This is a genomic window from Lentzea waywayandensis (assembly GCF_900115955.1).
In the GTDB taxonomy this organism is placed as follows: domain Bacteria; phylum Actinomycetota; class Actinomycetes; order Mycobacteriales; family Pseudonocardiaceae; genus Lentzea; species Lentzea waywayandensis.
Genome location: NZ_FOYL01000004.1, coordinates 496,416 through 516,324, shown reverse-complemented (window position 1 = coordinate 516,324; position 19,909 = coordinate 496,416). Strand labels below are relative to the sequence as shown.

Sequence of the window (19,909 nt, the reverse complement as noted above, 5' to 3'; positions counted from 1 at the left end):
AGGCATCCTGGCGTTTCTGGCGAGAAGGAAAGAGAACAGTGACCGATACGACTCTGCCCCCGCAGCACGACCGCATCGAGCCGGTCGAGATCCAGCAGGAGATGCAGAACTCGTACATCAACTACGCGATGTCCGTCATCGTGGGTCGTGCGCTGCCGGACGTGCGTGACGGGCTCAAGCCCGTGCACGTCCGCGTTCTGTACTCGATGTTCGACTCCGGCTTCCGCCCCGACCGCGGCTTCAACAAGTGCGCTCGCGTCGTCGGCGACGTGATGGGCAACTACCACCCGCACGGCGACTCGGCGATCTACGACGCGTTGGTGCGTCTCGCCCAGCCGTGGGCGCTGCGCTACCCGTTGATCCAGGGCCAGGGCAACTTCGGCTCGGTGGGCAACGACCCGGCCGCCGCCATGAGGTACACGGAGTGCCGGCTCTCCCCGTTGGCCATGCACATGCTGGCCGACATCGAGGAAGACACGGTCGACTTCCGCGACAACTACGACGGTCGCATCCAGGAGCCGACCGTCCTGCCGTCGCGCATCCCGAACCTGCTGATCAACGGCAGCTCGGGCATCGCGGTCGGCATGGCGACCAACATCCCGCCGCACAACCTCCGCGAGGTCGCCGAGGGCGTGGTGTGGGCGCTGGACAACCACGAGGCCTCCGACGAGGAGACCCTCGAGGCGATGATCGCCCGGATCAAGGGCCCTGACTTCCCGACGTACGGCCAGATCCTCGGTACCTCCGGCATCGAGGACGCGTACCGCACCGGCCGCGGCTCGGTCCGCATGCGCGCGGTCGTCGAGATGGACGAGGACGCCAAGGGACGCACGATCCTGGTCGTCACCGAGCTGCCGTACCAGGTGAACCCGGACAACCTGGTCGAGAACATCGCCTCGCTGGTGCGCGACGCCAAGCTCACCGGCATCGCGAACATCGCCGACGAGTCGAACCGCCGCATCGGCATGCGCATCGTCGTCACGCTCAAGCGCGACGCGGTGGCGAAGGTCGTTCTCAACAACCTCTACAAGCACACCCAGCTTCAGTACTCGTTCGGTGTGAACATGTTGTCGCTGGTCGACGGCGTGCCGCGGACGCTCCGGCTCGACCAGATGATCCGCCACTACGTGAAGCACCAGATCGAGGTCATCATCCGGCGGACGAGGTTCCGCCTGCGCAAGGCCGAAGAGCGCGCGCACATCCTGCGCGGCCTGGTGAAGGCGCTCGACCAGCTCGACGCCGTCATCGCGTTGATCCGCCGGTCCGAGACGCCGGACATCGCGCGCTCGGGCCTGATGGAGCTCCTCGAGGTCGACGAGGTCCAGGCCAACGCGATCCTGGAGATGCAGCTCCGCCGCCTCGCGGCCCTGGAGCGCCAGAAGATCATCGACCAGTTGGCCGAGATCGAGGTCGAGATCGCGGACCTGAAGGACATCCTCGAAAAGCCGGAGCGGCAGCGCAAGATCGTGCGCGACGAGCTCACGGCGATCGTGGACAAGTTCGGCGACGACCGCCGCACGAAGATCATCCCGTTCGACGGCGACGTGTCCATGGAGGACCTGATCGCGGTCGAGGACGTGGTCGTCACGATCACGCGCACCGGCTACGCGAAGCGCACCAAGACCGACCTCTACCGGGCGCAGAAGCGCGGCGGCAAGGGCGTTCAGGGCGCGCAGCTCAAGCAGGACGACATCGTCGCGCACTTCTTCGTGTGCTCGACGCACGACTGGATCCTGTTCTTCACGAACAAGGGCCGTGTGTACCGCACGAAGGCGTACGAGCTGCCTGAGGCGAACCGCAACGCCCGCGGCCAGCACGTCGCGAACCTCCTCGCGTTCCAGCCGGACGAGGAGATCGCGCAGGTCATCCAGATCCCGAACTACCTCGTGTCGCCGTACCTGGTGCTCGCCACTCGCAAGGGTCTGGTGAAGAAGTCGAAGCTCTCCGACTTCGATTCCAACCGATCGGGTGGTCTTATCGGCATCAACCTGCGCGAGGACGACGAGCTGGTCGGAGCGGTGCTCTGCTCGGCCGACGACGACCTGCTCATGGTCTCGGCCGACGGTCAGTCGATCCGCTTCCACGCGACCGACGACGTGCTGCGCCCGATGGGTCGTGCCACGTCAGGTGTGCAGGGCATGCGGTTCAACGCCGATGACGAGCTGCTTTCCGTCGGCGTGGTCCAGGAGGGCCTGTTCGTTTTGGTCGCGACGGACGGTGGGTACTCGAAGCGAACGCCGATCGAGGACTACCCGGTCCAGGGCCGTGGCGGCAAGGGTGTGCTGACCATTCAGCACGACCGCCGACGTGGCAGGCTGGTGGGCGCGCTCATCGTCGACGTCGACGACGAGCTCTACGCCATCACCTCGACCGGAGGGGTCATCCGGACCCGAGCCGAGCAGGTGCGCAAGGCTGGACGGCAGACGAAGGGCGTGCGGCTGATGAACCTCGGCGAGAGCACCACTTTGATCGCCGTCGCACGCAACGCGGATGAGCCCAGCGACGTCACTATCAGTGAAGCGTCTGCTGCGGAGGATTCTGCCGCCGACCAGGCAGCCACCCCCACCGACTCGGCTGAGTAGTCGGAATCGCTAGCGAGAGGTCAAGGACAAGCTCGTGACTCCACCCGAGAACCGCGAAGGTCGGGACGCGGACAAGACCGCGGTGATCACCAAACCGACTCCCCAGAAATCTGCGGAGAAGGCGGACTCGACCGCTCCGGCGGCCTCCGGATCCTCGGGTGGAAACGCGCAGGACAAGACCAAGCCGGTGTCGGCGGAGAAGGCGGCAGAGGCCGCCGCCCCCGCCGCGCCGGCTCAGGAGAAGCCGGCCGCTCCGGCCGCGGCTCCTGCCCCGGCCGCCGCGACTCCGGCTCCTGCCGCGACTCCGGCGCCGACTCCGGCACCTGCTCCCGCACCGGCGGCTCCGGCCGCTCCGGTCGAGGAGAAGACGGTCTCGCTCAGCACCGCGGCACCCGCGGCTCCGGCCGCGCCCGTCGCCGACGAGCCGGTCGTCGTCTCGGCACCGCCGCCCTGGCAGCGAGTGACGAACGACACGGAGGCTTCCCAGCACGACGCGACGGAGACGTATGTGGCTCCGTCCGCGCCGCCCGCTCCGTCCGCCGCTGAACCGTCGCCGGCCTTCCCGGTGAACGACCCGGACACCATCAAGGTGCAGAAGCCCGTGGTCACGGGCTCGGCCGTGCCGGCGGGCCTGGGCAGCAGCCGCACGTCGGTGAACATGGGCAACGCCGCCCGCCCCGCCGCGTCCACTCCGTCGGCCCGCCGCCCCGGCCGTGGTCCGCGTCGCGCCTCGCTCCAGGTGAAGCGCGTCGACCCGTGGTCGGTGCTCAAGCTCGCCCTGGTGCTCGGCGTCGCGTTGTTCTTCGTCTGGCTCGTGGCGGTCGGCGTGCTCTACGGCGTGCTGCACGGCATGGGCGTCTGGGACAAGATCAACAGCACCGCGAACGACCTGCTCCAGGCCAACGAGCCGGGCGAACCGCTGATCAGCGCAGGCCGCGTGTTCGGCGTCTCGGCGATCATCGGCGCGGTCAACATCGTGCTGTTCACGGCTCTCGCGACCGTGGGCGCGTTCGTCTACAACGTGTCCGCGGATCTGGCCGGTGGCTTGGAGTTGACGCTCTCCGAGCGTGAGTGACCCCCCTGATTTGGGGCAGCGAAGGACGATCCTGTAAGGTTCTCCTCGTTGCCCCAAGGGGGCGACAGTTGATCGAGGGCCTATAGCTCAGGCGGTTAGAGCGCTTCACTGATAATGAAGAGGTCGGAGGTTCAAGTCCTCCTAGGCCCACTCGATTCGGGGATATTCATGTCGGCGGAATGCGCCGACGGTTGTCCGAATCATCGTTTCTTATCTGGGGGCCAAGCCCTCAGACCCCCGGCCGGGGGCAAGCCCCCGGACCCCCATCACATTTGATCAGCTGGCAGTCGCCGCCTTGCTGTAACGTGGTGGGGTCGCTTACTTTTTGCTCTTGGGAGGGATTCGAAGTGGCTAAGAAGATCATCGCACTCGTCGTGGTCGCCGGTGCGGTCCTGTTCTTCGTGAAGCGCAGCCGTTCGGCGAAGGCCGACGCGGACCTGTGGCGCGAGGCCACCGCTCCCACCGACTGATCTTCGCTCTGACGGGCGGTTCGCCGCCCCCAGGCTTGGGGACGTAGCTCAATTGGCAGAGCACCGCCTTTGCAAGGCGGGGGTTAGGGGTTCGATTCCCCTCGTCTCCACGTATGGACGGCTCGTGCTCGCAAAGAGCGCGAGCCTTTTACGTTCCGAGTGTTTTCTGGGGGCCGAGCCCCCAGGCCCCACGCCGGGGGCAAGCCCCCGGACCCCCGGCCGCCTCGCCTCCGGCGTCGGCAGGCCCATTAGGTGTTCGTTCGCTTTCGCTGATGCCCCGTTCGCGCCGGTGCGAACGGGGCATCAGTGCATTTCGCGCATCACGTCACGCTGCGGCGAGTGACTTCTTCGGCGACTTGCGAAGCGTGTCGATGCTCCACGCGCCGGCGCCTGTGAACGCCAGCAGCAGGAACGCCCACGAGTAGACGGCCGCGAGCTCGCCGCCGTTCTCGATCGGCAGCAGTGCCTTCGGCTGGTGCACCACGAAGTAGGCGTAGGCCATGGCGCCGGAACTGATCAGTGCGGCCCAGCGCGTCCACAACCCGATGAGGATGAGGCCGCCACCGATCAGCTCGATGAGGGTCACCGGGCCGGACGGCCAGGACAGCAGATCGACTCCCTTGGACAGTTTCTGCACCCCGTGGAACACGAAGAACAGTCCGATGATGATGCGGAAGAGAGCCAGGGCGTGCTCTCGTCGTTGCTCCAGGAACTCCATGATCGGGTCCTTCCAAGGCGCGGGGCAGGGGCAGGGCACAAAAGGTATGGACCAATTTAGAGTGTGCCGCTCAAGGCGCTTTAGGTATCTGGTTGACTGTTGCCCCTATGAAACGAGCACTGTTGCTGCCCCTGCTCGGCCTGCTCGCCGCATGTGGCCCAGATGTCGTCCCCAGCAAGCCGGTGCCCGCGCCCCAGAACCAGCAGGCTCCCGCCACGACCAGCGCGGCTGCGACGGTGCCGCCCGCGCCCCAGCCCGAGAAGAACGGCACCTGCCCGTACCTGGCGACCGCTTTCGTCGCTCAGGCGAACGGTCAGCTTGTACCCAGCGTGAAACTGTCAACGGACGAGCCTCACCCAGCGTGTTTTTTTTACGCGAACGCAACTGAGATTCAGTTGACCGTGCGTGTGTACGTGGGTGACGAAAAAGTCGCCAAGCTCATCGTGAACGAGGCGGCGCCGGACGGTTCACAGCCCGCGAACTCGCCCACCGGCTGGACCGGAGGGTACGTGAACAACAACAGCGGCGTCGTCTACGCCGTGGCGAAGAGCGACGCCGCTGTGGTCGTCAGCAGCAATCAAAAGCAGTCGATCAAGGCCCGCCGCATCGCCGAAGAGGCGATCAAGGGCCTCAAGCTCTGAGAAGTTCGAACTACTTGATCGGCTCCTTCTGCGAGGGCACCTGCCCGTTGAGGACGGGCTCCGCTTGCGGGGCCTGCTCCTCGTCCTGCAGGTGGACCTCCTGCGGCCTGCGCGTCAGCGCGACGTAGCCGGCCGCGGCGGCCGCGATCAGGAGACCGAGCACCCACGGCCAGCGGCGACGCTTCGGTGCGTCGGCACCGAGCTGAGCCGCGGCCTTGCGGATCTCCTTGGCGCGCACCTTGGCGTCCTTGCGCGCGTGCTTGGCCGCCTTCTTCACTTCCTTGCGCACGACCTCGGCCTTGCCGATGAGGTCGGCGCGAGTCTTCGCGCTCTTCTTGGCGAGGCGCTTGCGAGAGCGACGAGTCTGCTTCTCCCAGTCCTCGGCCTTGCCCATGAGCGTGTCGGCCCGCTCCACGAGTGCGCCGCGAACCTGGTCAGCTGTGATGCCGCGGTCAGCGAGCTTGGCCTCGGCCGCGTGACCAGCGCGAACGACACCCTGACGCGCGGCCTTCAGGCTGGTGCCGACAGCCTTGCCAACGTTCTCGCCGGCGCGGGTCATGACGTCCACCTCGTCCATCCTGTGCTCCACACGTTGTCGTCCGGTGATGTCATAGAGGTACCCATCGTGCCCCTTTCTGAACATCGCCGCCCGTGGATGGCACGATGGGGTGGTGGCTGACAGCAACGAATCCTTCGTCGGGACCAAGGTGACGGCGACCCTGCACACCACGCAGGGCGACATCCGCATCAACCTGTTCCCCGACCACGCCCCCAAGACGGTGGCGAACTTCGTGACTCTCGCCGAGGGCACGAAGACCTACACCGAGGCGAACGCGAGTGGCACGAACTCGGGCCCGTTCTACGACGGCACCCTGTTCCACCGCGTCATCGCGGGCTTCATGCTCCAGACCGGCGACCCGACCGGCACCGGTCGCGGTGGCCCCGGCTACCGCTTCGCCGACGAGTTCCACCCCGAACTCCAGTTCAACAAGCCCTACCTGCTCGCGATGGCGAACGCCGGGCCCAACACCAACGGTTCGCAGTTCTTCGTGACCGTGGCGCCGACGACGTGGCTGAACTTCAAGCACACGATCTTCGGTGAGGTGGCGGACCAGGAGTCGCGCGACGTCGTCGACGCGATCGGCAACACCACGACCGGCGCGGGCGACCGTCCGGTCAACGACATCAAGATCGAGCGGATCACGATCGAACGCGCGTGAGCAACGCCCCCGTGCCACCGGACGGGCCGATCGGAGCGCAGCCGGAAACCCCGGTCTGCGCACGTCATTCCGATCGGCCCACCCGGCTGCGCTGCACCAGGTGCGACCGTCCGGCATGCCCGGAATGTCTGCGCGACGCCTCAGTCGGCATGCAGTGCGTCGACTGCGTGAACGAAGGCGCCCGCACGGTTCGCCATGCCCGCACGTCCGCGGGCGCGGTGGTCTCGAACGGCCGGCCGATCATCACGCAGGTGATGATCGCGCTCAACGTGCTGGCGTACGTCGTCACGGTCTTCCAGTCCGGCAGCCCGATGAACAACCAGCGGGCCGGCCTGTTCACGGCGACGTCGATGATCCCGGAGCTCACCGCCAACGGTGAGTGGTGGCGCATCCTCACGTCGGGCTTCATGCACTTCGGCCTGATCCACCTGGCGCTCAACATGGCCGCGCTCTTCGTGGTGGGTCCTGTCGTCGAGCAGGAGCTGGGCAAGCTGCGGTACAGCGCCGTGTACTTCCTGTCGCTTCTCGGCGGCAGTGCGGCGGCGTTCTACTTCGGCACCGTCTGCCAGCAGCTCGCCGGCGCGTCCGGTGCGGTGTTCGGCCTGATGGGCGCCTTGCTGATCGTGTTCAAGCGGCAGAAGCGGGACATCTCGACGATCGTCGTGATCGTCGGAATCAACCTGGTGTCGAACCTCTTCACCAACGCCTCGCTGCTCGGGCACCTCGGCGGGTTCGTCATCGGTGGCCTGCTGACGCTCGCGATGGTCAAAGCACCGCAGAAGAACCGCAACCTGTACCAGATCGGTGCTGTCGCGGTGGCGCTGTTGTTGCTCGGCGGGATGTTCGCGTTGCGTGCCGCCGAACTCGACACTGCGGCCGAACTCGTCCTCGAGTACGCCAGGACGTGCCGCTAGAACCGATTCACGGCCGCAGTGCGTGGAGCACTCCGGCGACTTCTTCGGGATCGGCGCCGAGGTCCACTCTCGTGAGCACCACGAGACGGTCGTCGGCGTCGAGTTCCAATGTCTGCTGTTCCCTGCCGAGCCGGCGGGTGGTCTGCAGCTTGACCTTCACCTCGTGCCACGGCAGCCGCGTCGTGCTCGCGAACCCGCGCACGCTCAGGCCGTCGACGTCCGCGGTGAGCCTCGGCCGTGCGATCGTGGCGAACGCCGCGAGGTAGGTGACCAGCAGCGATGCCAGTCCGATGAGGAGACGGCCCGCGTTGTCGTCGACGGTCAACGCCGCGAGAGCGAGGGCGATGGCGACCACCCACGCGACGGCGACCAACGGGGCAGGTGTCGACCAGGTACGAGTCACACTGTCGAGTGTCCCGCATGAAATGTGGACAACTGAACGGGTCCGCATGAGGGAAAACCGTCGCTTGTGCATTTTGGTGCAAAGTTGTCCACAGGACTTGTCCCCAATGGGGATGACTTACAGCCGTGTGCTTCGGTGACGCTCGGATGAACCAGGTGAACGTGGCGCAAACAAAGGTCGGCCCGGACGTGTGACGTCCGGGCCGACCTCTACGAACAGTGACTTGGCGGGCGCCTAGCGCCAGCGCATCGTCATCAGCAGGCCGATGATCATCAGCGCGAAGCCGATCGCGAAGTTCCACGCGCCCAGCTCGAGCATGAACGGGATCTTCTCGGCGGCGAGGTAGTTGACGACCAGCCACGCGAGGCCCAGCAGCATGAAGCCGAGCATGACAACGACGTAGACCGGGTGAGACGGCCCCGCTGCCTTGACCTTGACCGGCGTGCGGCGGTCAGTGGGTGCGGTGTAGACCGCCTTCTTCCGGACCTTCGACTTGGGCATGCTGTCCTCGCCTGACGTGGATATCCGTGAGTGACGCGAGTTTACGTGCACTACTCAGGAGACACGTTAACGTAGCGGCGGTGGTCAGCGAACCATCCTTGTAGACGCAGTTGTTTTCAGTTCACAGTGCGCGCGGAGGTTCTCAGGTGAACTCGGGACCGCAGCAGCCGCCACCACGGCGTCCTGCACCCCGTCGTGATGACCTTCAGCACCCGCGGGCCACCCCTGCTCCTCGCCCGCTGGCCCCGCCGGAAGCAACCCAGTTCACCAGCGCTTTCTCCGGAAGCCTGCCTCCGAACGGCCAGGCGCAGCACCGTCAGGGGCCGCCCGCCTGGACCCCGCCGCCGGGAACTCCCGTGCGGGGAATTCCGGTGCCAGGCCGTCCCGGTCCGCCTCCCGCAATGCCGCCTGGAACGCCACCGCCTGGAACTCCACCGCGGGGAATGCCGCCTCGCCCGATGCCGCCGCGTCCCCGCCCGGTCGATCCGCCCACCGAGGTGATCCCGCGCGTCGAGGACGATTACGACGACTACGACGATGACGAGTACTACGACGACGAACCCGCGGCAAAGGACGCCTTGCCGCCGGACAGCATGGCGCGCAAAACGGTGCGAGGCGTCGGCGAGGCACTCATCACGATGGGCCTGGTCGTTCTGCTGTTCGTCGTCTACGAGGTCTACGTGACCGACCTGCTCTCCGCGGAGAAGCAGCAGGACGCGACCGCCGCGCTCGACTCCGAATGGAACTCGGACGTCGTCACGCCGCCGCCCGCCGACCCGAACCGCCAGTCGAAGCTCAACCTCATCGAGGGCAAGGCCTTCGCGAAGATGTACATCCCGGTCTTCGGCAACGACTGGAAGTTCTCCGTCGTCGAGGGCACCACGGACAAGCACCTCGAAATCGGCCCTGGCCACTACAAGGACACCGCGCAGCCCGGCGAGGCAGGCAACTTCTCCATCGCCGGCCACCGCGTCGGCAAGGGCGCGCCGTTCAACGACCTCGACCTGCTCGAGTCCTGCAACGCGGTCGTCGTGCAGACCCAGACCCAGTGGTTCGTCTACCGCGTGCTGCCGATGAGCAGCGAGGTCGCCGGCTGGGCCGCGAACCCGAAGGCGAAACAAGCCGCCTGCACCGGCGTCGCACCGCTCTCCACGACGCTGGGCGACGCCTACTCCAAGACCGTCGGCCAGGAGATCGTCGTCCCGACCCAGGGCGAGGTCATCGCCCCGATCCCGCACCAGGTCGGCACCACCGTCCCGGCCGACAAGCAGGCCCGCCTGCTCACGCTCACGACCTGCCACCCGCGCTTCTCCGACAAGCAGCGCCTGATCGTGCACGCCATCGAGACCAAGAGCTACCCGGTGGCCGATGGCTTCGTGCCGCCCGAGATGACGGAGGGCTGATGTACGGCTGGATCTGGCGGCACCTGCCGGGCCCGCTGTTCCTGCGAGTCATCGAGGCCGTCGTGCTGGTCGTAGGCATCGTCGCGCTGCTGATGTTCGTGGTGTTCCCGTGGGCGGAACCGAAGCTGCCGTTCAACAACGTCACCACCGAGTGAGCCGCTCCTCGGCGAGCCGCAGGTACTCCCGCACGTAGCCGCGGAACGGCTCCGGGTCGTACTCGTAGGTGTTGAACGCCGCGTAGACCCCGTCGTACTCGTCGTTCACCCTCGTGGTGATGCGCCAGGTGGCGTTCTTCCACTCGGTGCGAGGTGCCCCGGCGAGGATCTTGCGGGCGGTTTCGCGGCCGAGGTACCAGTCGGCTTCCTCCTCGGTCATCAGCGTGACGCCGAGCTCGACGAGCACCTGGTTGACCAGCGCGCCGGCCTCCCGTTTCGTCAGCCGGGCCGGTGACTCGCCGGCGAGCTCCTGCAGCGCGGGGGAGTCGAGGCCGGCGATCAACAGGTCGCACGCGAGCCACACGACCTGTTCCGGGTCGATCGTGCCGTCGGCGTGGTCCAGGTTGAGGCGCAGCAGGCGGTCGCGCAGGTCAGGGCTCACTCGCCCAGTGTCCGCACCGCCGCCAGCGAAATAGCGCGAGCCCGAGTTGCCACGGGGAGTTGTCCACAGGGATTGCGGACGTCGCGGGAACCGAAACCCCGCCGTTGTCGTTGCGCATGAGGAAGCGCGCGGGGGCAGCGGGCACAGGCTCACCGGCGAGTTTTCTGCAGCGTTGGCGAGTCGAGGCCGGTGACCAATCAGGTCGTAAGCGGCCGGTCGTGCAGGTCCGGGCTCATGCTGTCCACGTCCTGAGCCGTTCGTCGGCGGTGCGGACGATCTCGGCGGGCGACAGCCTCCCGGGCATGAGGTCGGCGTTGCCGAGTTCCACGCCGAGCGCCCACAGCTCGTTTTCGCCGTCCTCGCGATCGAGTTTTCCGGCGGCCATCAGTCGGGCGACGTCGCGGGCGAACCACCAGGAAGCCTGTCGCGGGGTCATCGGCTCGACGCCGAGTTCGACGAGCAGTTGCTCGACCAGCCGCGCCGCTTCGGCCGTGTACGTGGACTTGGGGGACGCGCTGGCCAGCTGGACCACGGCAGGCGTGTTCACCTCGGCGACGAGCAGGTCGCACGCGAGCCAGATCGCGTCCTCGGGCGACAACCTGGTGGCGGCTAGATCGGCGTTGAGACAGAGCAAGCGGCGGTGGAGCTCGGCGTTCACGGACCAAGTGTCCGCGCGGGCGCGACCGAAATAAGTGAAACCGCCACCGCGCCCACACGCGATGGCGGCTTCATCGGGGAACGGCGGTCAGCCGTTCAAGCCCTCTCAGCCGTTCGAGATCGAGGTCATCTCCTCGCGCGACACGACCTTCACGCGCTCACGGCCGTGCGCCGCGCCCAGGGCGATCTCGTGCGCGTCGAGCCGGCTCCAGCCCTCGTTGGTCACGAACGGCACGCCGCGCTGCTCAAGGAACTCGACGACCGAGGCCGGTGCGGGGGAGGAGGCGCGAGGCAAACCGGCCGCGTCTTCGAGGAGGCTGGTGATGGTCTCCAGGGCGTCGCCCTTGGTGTGGCCGATGAGGCCGATCGGGCCGCGCTTGATCCAGCCGGTCGTGTAGACGCCGGGCATCGGCACCTCGTCCAGGTCCAGCACGCGGCCGGCCTGGTGGGGGATGGTGCCTGAGACGTGGTCGAACGGGATGTCGGCGAGGTGCGTCGAGAGGTAGCCGACCGCGCGGTACACGGCCTGGACGTCCCAGTCGGTGTAGACGCCGGTGCCTCGGACGTTGCCGTCGCCGGTCAGTTCCTGGGTTTCGGTGCGCAGGCCCGTGACGCAGGACGAACCGAGCACCTCGACCGGCGCCTCCAGGAAGTGCAGGTGCAGGCGGCGGGGGCGGGTGCCCACGTCGCGGATCGCCCATTCCTGGAGGGTCTTCACGATCATCTCGACCTGCTTGTTGGTCCTGATCGCGTGCATCGAGGCCTCGTCGAACTCGATGCCCTCTGCGTGGACGATCACCTCGACGTTCGGCGAGTGGTCGAGCTCGCGCAGTTCCAGCGGGGTGAACTTGGCCTGGGCCGGGCCTCGGCGGCCGAAGACGTGCACGTCGGTGACCGGTGATGACGAAAGGCCCTCGTAGACGTTCGCGGGGATTTCGGTCACCAGCAGTTCGTCGGCGGTCTTGGCCAGTACGCGGGCCACGTCGAGGGCTACGTTGCCGACGCCGAGCACCGCTACCGAGGTGGCCGTCAGCGGCCACGTGCGCGGGACGTCGGGGTGGCCGTCGTACCAGGACACGAAGTCCGCGGCGCCGTAGCTGCCCGGCAGGTCGATGCCCGGGACGTCCATCGCCCGGTCGGCAGAGGCGCCGGTCGAGAAGATGACGGCGTCGTAGAACTGGCGCAGGTCGTCGAGCTTGATGTCGACGCCGTACTCGACGTTGCCGAAGAAGCGGACCGACGGGCGGTCCAGCACCTTCTGGAGTGCGCCCACGATTCCCTTGATGCGGGGGTGGTCGGGCGCGACGCCGTAGCGGACGAGGCCGTAGGGCGCGGGCAGTTTCTCGAAGAGGTCGATCTGCGCGTCGACGTCGGACTTGGTCAGGATGTCGGCGGCGTACACGCCGGCCGGTCCGGCGCCGACGACCGCGACGCGCAAGGGGCGACTCATGACACCTATTTTAGGATAGCCTAACCTGAACGCGGACGAGAGCTAACTCACTCGACCTGACCGACTAGGCTCTCTTCATGCGCGTGCTCGTGGTCGACAACTACGACAGCTTCGTCTACAACCTGGTCCAGTACCTGGCTCAGCTGGGTGCCGAGTGCGTCGTGCGGCGCAACGACGAGGTGGACCTCGACGAGATCGACAAGGTCGACGGTGTGCTCGTCAGCCCTGGGCCCGGTACGCCCGAGCGTGCGGGTGCCAGCATCGACGTCATCAAGAAGTGCGCCGACATCGGCAAGCCCGTCTTCGGCGTGTGCCTCGGCCATCAGGCGATCGGCGTGGTCTGGGGTGGCACGGTCGACCGCGCGCCCGAGTTGCTGCACGGCAAGACGAGCATCGTCTTCCACGAGGGCAAGGGTGTTCTCGGCGGCGTGCCGCAGCCGTTCATCGCGACCCGCTACCACTCGCTGACGGTGCTGCCGGAGACGATCCCCGCGGAGTTCGAGGTCACCGGCAAGACCGAGACCGGCATCGTGATGGCCATGCGCCACAAGGAACTCCCGGTCGAGGGCGTGCAGTTCCACCCCGAGTCGGTGCTGACCGACGGCGGCCACCGGATGCTCGCCAACTGGCTCAAGGTCTGCGGCTTCGAGGTTCCGGAAGCCACGGTCGCGCAGCTCGAGAACGGCATGCGCACGCTCGCCGCGGCCGCTCGCCTGTAGGCAAAAAGGGGCGGCTCCCGTGAAGGAAGCCGCCCCCGGAAGTGCTCTGGCGCTAGGACGAGATGATCCCGAACTTGCCGACGTTGATCGTCACCGTCGCCCCCTTGGTGATCGCCGAACCCTTCGCCGGGTTCTGCGACTGGATCTTCTTGTTCTGATCCGGGGTACCGACCTGCTGTTCCTGGACGTTGAGGTTTCCGTTCCAGCCCAGCGACTTCAGCTTGTTCGAGGCCTCGTTCTCGGTCAGGCCGGTCAGGTCGGGCATCTCGATCTGGTTGCCCTTCGAGACCTTCAGCGTCACCGTCGTGTCCTTGGCGGCCTTGCTGTTCGGCGCCGGGTTCTGCGAGATGACCTGACCCTCGGGCTTGGCGCTGTCGACCGGCTCGATGGAGACCTTGAAGCCCGAACCCTCCAGCGTCTGGCGCGCGTCGACCTGGTCGTCACCGACGACGCTCGGCACGTTCTGCTTCTCCGGCGCCCTGCCGAGCTGGATGGTGATCGTGCCACCCTTCTTCAGCTTCACGCCGACGTCGGGGTTCTGCCCGGCGACCTTGCCGACCTTGGCCGTGTCGTCGACCTCGGTGGTCTGGTCGCTCTGCTGAAGCTTGAAGCCGTTGGGATCCTTGTCCAGAATCGCCTGGGCCTCCTGCGGGGTCTTGCCCTTCAGGTCGGGGACGACGCCCTCACCGGGAGGCGCGCCGACGGAGACGGTGACCTGACCGCCCTTCGTCACCTGGGTGCCCTCGGGCGGGTTCGTGCTGATCACCTTGTTGATCTGGTCGGCCGTGCACTTCGCCGCGGCACCGTTCGCACCGGGCTCGCAGGCCACGGTCTCCTGAACCGGCACGAGGCCGGCCTTCGTGATCTTCTCCGTGGCCTCGACCGGGCTCAGGCCCACGATCGACGGAACCGGGACCTTCTCCGACGCCTCGCTGCCGGAGTTCATGATGTTCGCGGTGATCCACGCGGCGAGACCGAGCACCGCCACGCACAGGATCACCACCAACGTGACCATGATGGCCTTCTTGCGCTTCGCGCGACGCTCTTCTTCCTCGTCGGCGATCGGGTCGTAGTCGTCGTCCGGCTCCGACTTCAACGCCGCCGGGCGGTGCCTGCCGCCGGACACGACCTGCGTGCGCGCCGAACGCGACGCCGCCTGCTCGTTCATCACGGCGGTGCGGTCCTCGGCCGTCATCACGGCCGGCGCGGACGGGCGCTGACCCGACAGCACGCGCACCAGGTCGGCGCGCATCTCCGCGGCCGACTGGTAGCGGTTCGCCGGACCCTTCGACATCGCCTTCAGCACGATGGCGTCGAGCTGCGGCGACACCTTCGGGTTCAGCTGCGACGGCGCCTTCGGGTCTTCCCGCACGTGCTGGTACGCGACCGCGACGGGCGAGTCACCGGTGAACGGGGGCTCGCCGGTCAGCAGCTCGAACAGCACGCAGCCGGCGGCGTAGACGTCGGAACGGCCGTCGACGGACTCGCCGCGCGCCTGCTCCGGCGACAGGTACTGGGCCGTGCCGATCACCGCGGCGGTCTGGGTGACCGCGGCCTGACCGTCGTGCAGCGCGCGGGCGATGCCGAAGTCCATCACCTTCACGGCGCCGGACTTGGTGATCATCACGTTCGCCGGCTTCACGTCGCGGTGGACGATGCCGTGCCGGTGACTGAAGTCGAGCGCGGCCGAGACGTCGGCCATGACCTCCATCGCGCGCTTGCCCGACAGCGGGCCCTGCGTCTTCACGATGTCGCGCAGTGTCCGGCCGTCGACGAACTCCATCACGATGTACGGCAACGGGCCGTACTCGGTCTGAGTCTCACCGGTGTCGTACACCGCGACGATCGCCGGGTGGTTCAGAGCAGCCGAGTTCTGGGCCTCGCGCTTGAACCTTTCCTGGAACTGGCTGTCCCGGGCGAGGTCGGCTCGCAGCACCTTGATCGCCACGTCCCTGCCGAGGCGGACGTCCCGCCCCTTGTGGACCTCGGACATGCCGCCGTATCCGAGAGTCTCGCCCAGTTCGTAGCGGTTTGAGAGCAGTCGCGGAGTGCTCATCGGTGCTTCGTCCCGCTCCTCGTCGACGGTGTTCCGAACTCGGTTCTGGTATTGCTCATGGCGCGCACGTCACCTTCACCTGCGAGCCGACCGGCACATCGCCCGTGGGCGCGATGGCGGTGACCCGGCACTTCTTCAAGTCGCCCGGCGGCGTGCCCTGCGCGCTCTGCACCTTGGGTTCCATGCCTTGATCGATCAGCTCGATGCTGACCTCGTCGCCGGAACGGCCGATGTAGTCGTCCTCGTCGATCCGCTTCGGCGAACTGCCCGGAATCCGATCGGCGGAGTCGGGCTTCGCCTGACCGTTCGCCGGGGCGTTCGAGCTTGCGGAACTGGACGTCGTCGGCCTGCCGCCTTGCCCGGTGCTGTCGTTCTGCTTGACGGTGAACTTCCACAGGAGGAACACGCCAAGGATCAGCAGCACTGCCACCAGGAGAGCGACCATAACCCAGACGGTCCGGTTTCTTCCCGGTGGTGTCGGCATGGGAGTGAACGTTCCTGTTTGGTGCACCGGCTGCATTCCGGTCTGGTGCACCGGCTGGATGCCCGTCTGGTGCGCCGGTTGCATGGTCGGATGGGTGCCGGGACGCCCCGGTCCTCCCGGGTGGTGCGCCATCTGCGGTGGAATCGGCAGCGGCTGTGACGCCTGCGGTGGTGGCTGTGGTGCGTGCACCACCTGCTGTGGAATCACCGGCGGCATCGTGAACCCGGACGGCGTCGGCAGCGGCTGGCCCACCCGCACCGCGCTGACGGCCGCGGCGAACTCGCCACCCGTCCGGTAGCGCTGCCGCGGGTCCTTCACCAGCGTCGCCTCGATCAACGCCCTCGCACCAGGCGGAACGTCCGGCGGCAACGGCGGCGCGATGTCGCGGATGTGCATCATCGCGACGGTCACCGCGTTGTCCGACAGAAACGGCCGGTGACCGGCCAGGCACTCGTAGCCACACACTGCCAACGAGTAAACGTCGCTCGCCGGTTCGGCCTCACCACCAAGTGCCTGCTCGGGAGCGATGTAGTGCGCCGTGCCCATCACCATGCCGGACCGCGTCACGGGTGCCGCGTCCACGGCCTTCGCGATGCCGAAGTCGGTGATCTTCACCTTCCCCGACGGCGTGACCATGATGTTGCCGGGCTTCACGTCGCGGTGCACGAGCCCGCGTTCGTGGGCCGCCTGCAACGCGTTCCCGGTCTGCTCCAGCAGGTCCAGCGTCACCTCGGCGGTCAACCGGCCGCGGGAGATGATCGTCGCGAGCGGTTCGCCCTCGACGAGCTCCATCACCAGGTACGCCGTGTCCTCCGGTCCGTCGGTGACGGACGCGGTCTCGCCGTAGTCGTGCACCGACGCGATGCCGGGGTGGTTGAGCGACGCGGTCATCCGCGCCTCGACGCGGAACCGGTGCAGGAACTCGGGGTCTCCGGAGAGCTCCGCCTTGAGCACCTTCACCGCGACGCGGCGGTCGAGCCGGTCGTCCGCCGCTTCCCAGACCTCGCCCATGCCACCGACCGCGATCCGCCTGCTCAGGCGGTAGCGGTCGGCGAGGAGCTGGCCCTTGGTCAGCATCAGCGGCCTGCCAGGTACGCGTTCATCACGGCGCGCCCGATCGGGGCCGCGACCTTGCCGCCGGTGGCACCCAGACCGCGGTCGCCACCGTCCTCGACGATGACCGCGATCGCGATCTCCGGCTTCTGGGCCGGCGCGAACGCGATGTACCAGGCGTGGGGGTTGTTCTTCAGCGCGTCGGTGCCGTGCTCGGCGGTACCGGTCTTCGACGCCACCTGCACGTTCTGCAGGCGGCCCTCGCCACCGGTGTTGATCTCGGACTGGATCATCATGTCGCGCAGGGCGTTGGCGTTGGCCGTGCTCATCGCGGTCTCGACCTGGTCGGGCTCGGTGTCGTCGATCGACTTCAGGTCCGGGCCGAGGATCTTCGACACCAGGTACGGCTGCATGCGCTTGCCGTTGTTCGCGATCGTCGCCGCCACCACCGCGTTCTCCAGCGGGGTGATCTGCACGTCGCGCTGACCGATGCCGGTCTGGTAGAGCGCCGCGTCGTCCGGGATCGAGCCGAGCGTCGAGGTCTCGACGACCAGCGGCACCGCGAGGTCGGGGTCGTTGAAGCCGAACTTCTCGGCCTGCCGGCGCAGCTTGTTCGCGCCGAGCTGACCTGCCATCTCACCGAACGCCGTGTTGCACGACTTGGCGAGCGCCGTCTCCATCGGCACCGTCTCGCCAGGGCCGCACGGGGTGCCGTTGAAGTTCGGCAGCGGCGTCTGGCTGCCCGGCAGCGTGATCGATCCCTTGGCGGTGTACGGCGTGTCCTTGTTCTTGCCATCGGCGAGCGCGGCCGCCGCGACGACGACCTTCAGCGTCGAGCCTGCCGGGTAGAGGGCCTGCGTCGCGCGGTTGACCAGCGGGTCGTTCGAGTCCTTGGCGGTGAGCTGCTTCCACGCCGCCGCCTGCTCGTTCACGTCGTGGCTCGCGAGCAGGTTCGGGTCGTAGGACGGCGTGCTCGCCATCGCGAGGATCTCGCCGGTGTCCGGCTTGATCGCGACGACCGAACCGGTGAAACCCTTCGCCGTCAGCTGGTCGTACGCGGTCTGCTGCACCTTGGCGTTCAGGGTGAGCTGCACGTTGCCGCCGACCGGGTCACGACCGGTGATCAACGCGGAGACGCGGCGTGCGAACAGCCTGTCGTCCGAGCCGTTGAGGAGGTCGTTCTCGGCGCGCTCCATGCCGGACGTGCCGTAGGTGACCGACAGATAGCCCGTCACCGGCGCGTACACCGGGCCGTTGTTGTAGGTGCGCAGGAACCGGAGACGGTCGCTCGTCTCCTTGACGTCCGCGATCACCGTGCCGTCGGCGACCGTGATCAGCCCGCGCTTGCGGGCGTACTCGTCGAGCAGCACCCGGCGGTTGTAGGCGTTCTTGCGCCACTCATCGGCGTTGATCACCTGCACCCACGTGGCGTTGCCCAGCAGAAGCAGGATCATCACCATCATGGCCATGCCGACGCGGCGGAGCGGTGTGTTCATTTGGGACGCTCCACCATCACAGTGTGCTGGTCGGCGATAGCCGGTTGTTGCGGTTTCGGCTTCGCGATCCGCTGCGGGGCCCTGGCCGCCGCAGAAATTCGCAGTAGCAACGCGACCAGGATGTAGTTCGCGAGAAGGGAAGAACCGCCGTAGGACAGGAACGGCGCGGTGATGCCCGTCATCGGGATCAGCTTGGTGATACCGCCGACGACGATGAACACCTGGAAGCAGACCGCGAACGCGAGACCGCCGCCCAGCAGCTTGCCGAAGCTGTCGCGCACGGCGATGGCGCCGCGCAGGCCGCGCAACGCGAAGACCATGTAGACCAGCAGCAGCGCCGCGAAGCCGACGAACCCGAGCTCCTCGCCGATCACGGCGGTGATGAAGTCGGTGTTCGCCTCGGGAATCATCTCCGGCCGGCCGGCGCCGAGACCCGCGCCGCCGATGCCGCCGGTCGCGAGAGCGAACAGCGACTGCGAGATCTGGTAACCGCCGCCGACCACGTCGTAGCGGGCGATCGGGTCCTGCCAGTTCGCCACGCGCTGCTGGACGTGCGTGAAGAGCTTCCACGCGACGACCGCGCCGCCGGCGAACATGCCGAGACCGAGCACGACCCACGCCGCGCGTTCGGTGGCGATGTAGAGCAGCACGAGCACGATGCCGAAGAACAGCAGCGACGAGCCGAGGTCCTTCTGCAGCACCATGACCGCGACCGTGACGCCCCAGGCCGCGAACAGCGGGCCCAGGTCACGGGCGCGGGGCAGGTCCATGCCGAGGAACCGGCGGCCCGCCACGGTGAAGAGGTCCCGCTTCGACACCAGGAAGGCGGCGAAGAAGACCATCAGCAGGATCTTCGCGAACTCACCCGGCTGGATCGACAGCGGGCCGACCCGCAGCCAGATCTTCGCGCCGTTGATCGTCGGCGCGATGAAACCGGGCAGCACACCGGGAAGCAGCAGGGCGACCAGTCCGACGAGGCCGAACGTGTAGCCGAACCGCGCGAGCATCCGGTGGTCGGGCAGGAACTTCAGCGTGGCCGCGAACAGCAACAACCCGATGCCGGTCCAGATGACCTGTTTGAAGGCCACCGGGTCCCACGTCGAGCCGTCCGGGAAGACGGTGCCTTCAAGAGCCAGGTCGATCCGGTGGATGACCACCAGGCCGAGCCCGTTGAGCAGCGCGACGCACGGCAGGATCGCCGGGTCGGCGTACGGCGCCCACCTGCGCACGGCGAGGTGGGCACAAGCGAAGAGTCCGAGGTACGCGAGTCCGAGGTAGAGGATCCTCAGGCTCAGCGAGCGCTCCTGGTTCAGTTCGACCAGGATCAGTGCCAGCGTCACGAGGCCGGCGGCGAACGACAGCATCACCAGTTCGGTGCCGCGTCGCGTCGGCGCCTTCAGGCCTGGCGACGTGTTGGTCGCCGCCGACGCACCTGGTGAACCTTCCCCGGAGGGGACGGGCGAGCCCATC

At 67.4% G+C, this 19,909-nt stretch carries 19 protein-coding genes, 2 tRNA genes and 1 pseudogene; 11 read left to right on the top strand and 11 right to left on the bottom strand.

Going from position 1 to position 19,909, the window contains the following annotated elements; genetic code table 11:
• Nucleotides 1–38: 38 nt before the first annotated feature.
• The 5 genes and pseudogenes from gyrA (at nucleotide 39) to BM417_RS18185 (ending at nucleotide 4,237) form a co-directional block, all read left to right on the top strand.
• The gene (gene gyrA, locus BM417_RS18200) at nucleotides 39–2,582 is read left to right on the top strand and encodes a DNA gyrase subunit A (protein ID WP_093595078.1); all 2,544 of its coding nucleotides are present in this window, start codon (nucleotides 39–41) and stop codon (nucleotides 2,580–2,582) included.
• 460 nt (nucleotides 2,583–3,042) lie between these two features.
• Entirely contained in the window at nucleotides 3,043–3,657 is a 615-nt protein-coding gene (locus tag BM417_RS18195) for a DUF3566 domain-containing protein (protein ID WP_093596178.1), read from the top strand.
• Nucleotides 3,658–3,733: 76 nt separating this feature from the next.
• Nucleotides 3,734–3,807, top strand: a tRNA-Ile gene (locus BM417_RS18190).
• 197 nt (nucleotides 3,808–4,004) lie between these two features.
• Nucleotides 4,005–4,124: pseudogene (locus tag BM417_RS48675) on the top strand (DLW-39 family protein); the annotation flags it as partial.
• 40 nt (nucleotides 4,125–4,164) lie between these two features.
• Nucleotides 4,165–4,237 (top strand) — tRNA-Ala (locus tag BM417_RS18185).
• Nucleotides 4,238–4,452: 215 nt separating this feature from the next.
• Here BM417_RS18185 and BM417_RS18180 read toward each other — a convergent pair.
• Nucleotides 4,453–4,845, bottom strand: coding sequence for a DoxX family protein (locus tag BM417_RS18180; protein ID WP_093595075.1), 393 nt, complete (start codon nucleotides 4,843–4,845; stop codon nucleotides 4,453–4,455).
• 107 nt (nucleotides 4,846–4,952) lie between these two features.
• Here BM417_RS18180 and BM417_RS18175 point away from each other — a divergent pair, with 107 nt between their 5' ends.
• Nucleotides 4,953–5,486 (top strand): DUF2020 domain-containing protein, encoded by a 534-nt coding sequence (locus tag BM417_RS18175; RefSeq protein WP_093595072.1) that lies wholly within the window; start codon nucleotides 4,953–4,955, stop codon nucleotides 5,484–5,486.
• Between the two features lie 10 nt (nucleotides 5,487–5,496).
• Here the strand turns inward: BM417_RS18175 and BM417_RS18170 are convergent, their stop codons facing one another.
• Nucleotides 5,497–6,063: a hypothetical protein gene (locus tag BM417_RS18170; protein WP_143138697.1), complete on the bottom strand. Its 567-nt coding sequence runs from the start codon at nucleotides 6,061–6,063 to the stop codon at nucleotides 5,497–5,499.
• Nucleotides 6,064–6,157: 94 nt separating this feature from the next.
• On the opposite strand from BM417_RS18170, the gene BM417_RS18165 reads away from it, so the two are divergent.
• The gene (locus tag BM417_RS18165) at nucleotides 6,158–6,706 is read left to right on the top strand and encodes a peptidylprolyl isomerase (protein ID WP_093596175.1); all 549 of its coding nucleotides are present in this window, start codon (nucleotides 6,158–6,160) and stop codon (nucleotides 6,704–6,706) included.
• Nucleotides 6,703–7,620, top strand: a complete 918-nt coding sequence (locus BM417_RS18160) for a rhomboid family intramembrane serine protease (protein ID WP_245821984.1) — start codon at nucleotides 6,703–6,705, stop codon at nucleotides 7,618–7,620. The genes BM417_RS18165 and BM417_RS18160 overlap by 4 nt, the downstream gene beginning before the upstream one ends.
• 7 nt (nucleotides 7,621–7,627) lie before the next feature.
• On the opposite strand, the gene BM417_RS18155 is transcribed toward BM417_RS18160, so the two are convergent.
• Nucleotides 7,628–8,023, bottom strand: a complete 396-nt coding sequence (locus BM417_RS18155; protein WP_245821983.1) for a PH domain-containing protein — start codon at nucleotides 8,021–8,023, stop codon at nucleotides 7,628–7,630.
• A gap of 234 nt (nucleotides 8,024–8,257) precedes the next feature.
• The gene (crgA, locus tag BM417_RS18150; RefSeq protein ID WP_093595063.1) at nucleotides 8,258–8,524 is read right to left on the bottom strand and encodes a cell division protein CrgA; all 267 of its coding nucleotides are present in this window, start codon (nucleotides 8,522–8,524) and stop codon (nucleotides 8,258–8,260) included.
• A gap of 458 nt (nucleotides 8,525–8,982) precedes the next feature.
• Between crgA and BM417_RS18145 the strand changes: the two genes are divergently transcribed.
• Nucleotides 8,983–9,927: a class E sortase gene (locus BM417_RS18145; protein ID WP_093595060.1), complete on the top strand. Its 945-nt coding sequence runs from the start codon at nucleotides 8,983–8,985 to the stop codon at nucleotides 9,925–9,927.
• Nucleotides 9,927–10,082 (top strand): hypothetical protein, encoded by a 156-nt coding sequence (locus BM417_RS47820; protein WP_093595057.1) that lies wholly within the window; start codon nucleotides 9,927–9,929, stop codon nucleotides 10,080–10,082. The genes BM417_RS18145 and BM417_RS47820 overlap by 1 nt, the downstream gene beginning before the upstream one ends.
• On the opposite strand, the gene BM417_RS18135 is transcribed toward BM417_RS47820, so the two are convergent.
• The 3 genes from BM417_RS18135 to BM417_RS18125 form a co-directional block, all read right to left on the bottom strand.
• Nucleotides 10,069–10,524, bottom strand: coding sequence for a hypothetical protein (locus BM417_RS18135; protein WP_093595054.1), 456 nt, complete (start codon nucleotides 10,522–10,524; stop codon nucleotides 10,069–10,071). The genes BM417_RS47820 and BM417_RS18135 overlap by 14 nt on opposite strands.
• 232 nt (nucleotides 10,525–10,756) lie before the next feature.
• The gene (locus BM417_RS18130; RefSeq protein ID WP_093595051.1) at nucleotides 10,757–11,182 is read right to left on the bottom strand and encodes a hypothetical protein; all 426 of its coding nucleotides are present in this window, start codon (nucleotides 11,180–11,182) and stop codon (nucleotides 10,757–10,759) included.
• Between the two features lie 105 nt (nucleotides 11,183–11,287).
• Complete coding sequence (locus BM417_RS18125; RefSeq protein WP_093595048.1) at nucleotides 11,288–12,631, bottom strand: FAD-dependent oxidoreductase; 1,344 nt, start codon at nucleotides 12,629–12,631, stop codon at nucleotides 11,288–11,290.
• 77 nt (nucleotides 12,632–12,708) lie between these two features.
• On the opposite strand from BM417_RS18125, the gene BM417_RS18120 reads away from it, so the two are divergent.
• The gene (locus tag BM417_RS18120; RefSeq protein WP_093595045.1) at nucleotides 12,709–13,350 is read left to right on the top strand and encodes an aminodeoxychorismate/anthranilate synthase component II; all 642 of its coding nucleotides are present in this window, start codon (nucleotides 12,709–12,711) and stop codon (nucleotides 13,348–13,350) included.
• Nucleotides 13,351–13,402: 52 nt separating this feature from the next.
• Here the strand turns inward: BM417_RS18120 and pknB are convergent, their stop codons facing one another.
• The 4 genes from pknB to BM417_RS18100 are packed head-to-tail and all read right to left on the bottom strand — an operon-like array spanning nucleotide 13,403 to nucleotide 19,908.
• Nucleotides 13,403–15,406: a Stk1 family PASTA domain-containing Ser/Thr kinase gene (gene pknB, locus BM417_RS18115; RefSeq protein ID WP_093595042.1), complete on the bottom strand. Its 2,004-nt coding sequence runs from the start codon at nucleotides 15,404–15,406 to the stop codon at nucleotides 13,403–13,405.
• 55 nt (nucleotides 15,407–15,461) lie between these two features.
• Nucleotides 15,462–16,967 carry a serine/threonine-protein kinase gene (locus BM417_RS18110; RefSeq protein WP_093595039.1) on the bottom strand — a complete coding sequence of 502 codons (1,506 nt, stop codon included), beginning with the start codon at nucleotides 16,965–16,967 and terminating at the stop codon, nucleotides 15,462–15,464.
• The gene (locus BM417_RS18105) at nucleotides 16,967–18,439 is read right to left on the bottom strand and encodes a peptidoglycan D,D-transpeptidase FtsI family protein (RefSeq protein ID WP_093595036.1); all 1,473 of its coding nucleotides are present in this window, start codon (nucleotides 18,437–18,439) and stop codon (nucleotides 16,967–16,969) included. The genes BM417_RS18110 and BM417_RS18105 overlap by 1 nt, the downstream gene beginning before the upstream one ends.
• Nucleotides 18,436–19,908: an FtsW/RodA/SpoVE family cell cycle protein gene (locus tag BM417_RS18100; RefSeq protein WP_093595033.1), complete on the bottom strand. Its 1,473-nt coding sequence runs from the start codon at nucleotides 19,906–19,908 to the stop codon at nucleotides 18,436–18,438. Before BM417_RS18100 ends, BM417_RS18105 begins: the two co-directional genes overlap by 4 nt.
• Between the last annotated feature and the right edge of the window lies 1 nt (nucleotide 19,909).

Coding starts and splice junctions, on each gene's coding strand:
- BM417_RS18180 (WP_093595075.1), bottom strand. CDS start 4,845: ATGGAGTTCCTGGAGCAACGACGAGAGCACGCCCTGGCTCTCTTCCGC.
- BM417_RS18175 (WP_093595072.1), top strand. CDS start 4,953: ATGAAACGAGCACTGTTGCTGCCCCTGCTCGGCCTGCTCGCCGCATGT.
- BM417_RS18170 (WP_143138697.1), bottom strand. CDS start 6,063: ATGGACGAGGTGGACGTCATGACCCGCGCCGGCGAGAACGTTGGCAAG.
- crgA (WP_093595063.1), bottom strand. CDS start 8,524: ATGCCCAAGTCGAAGGTCCGGAAGAAGGCGGTCTACACCGCACCCACT.
- BM417_RS18145 (WP_093595060.1), top strand. CDS start 8,983: ATGCCGCCGCGTCCCCGCCCGGTCGATCCGCCCACCGAGGTGATCCCG.
- BM417_RS47820 (WP_093595057.1), top strand. CDS start 9,927: ATGTACGGCTGGATCTGGCGGCACCTGCCGGGCCCGCTGTTCCTGCGA.
- BM417_RS18125 (WP_093595048.1), bottom strand. CDS start 12,631: ATGAGTCGCCCCTTGCGCGTCGCGGTCGTCGGCGCCGGACCGGCCGGC.
- BM417_RS18120 (WP_093595045.1), top strand. CDS start 12,709: ATGCGCGTGCTCGTGGTCGACAACTACGACAGCTTCGTCTACAACCTG.
- pknB (WP_093595042.1), bottom strand. CDS start 15,406: ATGAGCACTCCGCGACTGCTCTCAAACCGCTACGAACTGGGCGAGACT.
- BM417_RS18110 (WP_093595039.1), bottom strand. CDS start 16,967: ATGCTGACCAAGGGCCAGCTCCTCGCCGACCGCTACCGCCTGAGCAGG.
- BM417_RS18105 (WP_093595036.1), bottom strand. CDS start 18,439: ATGAACACACCGCTCCGCCGCGTCGGCATGGCCATGATGGTGATGATC.
- BM417_RS18100 (WP_093595033.1), bottom strand. CDS start 19,908: ATGGGCTCGCCCGTCCCCTCCGGGGAAGGTTCACCAGGTGCGTCGGCG.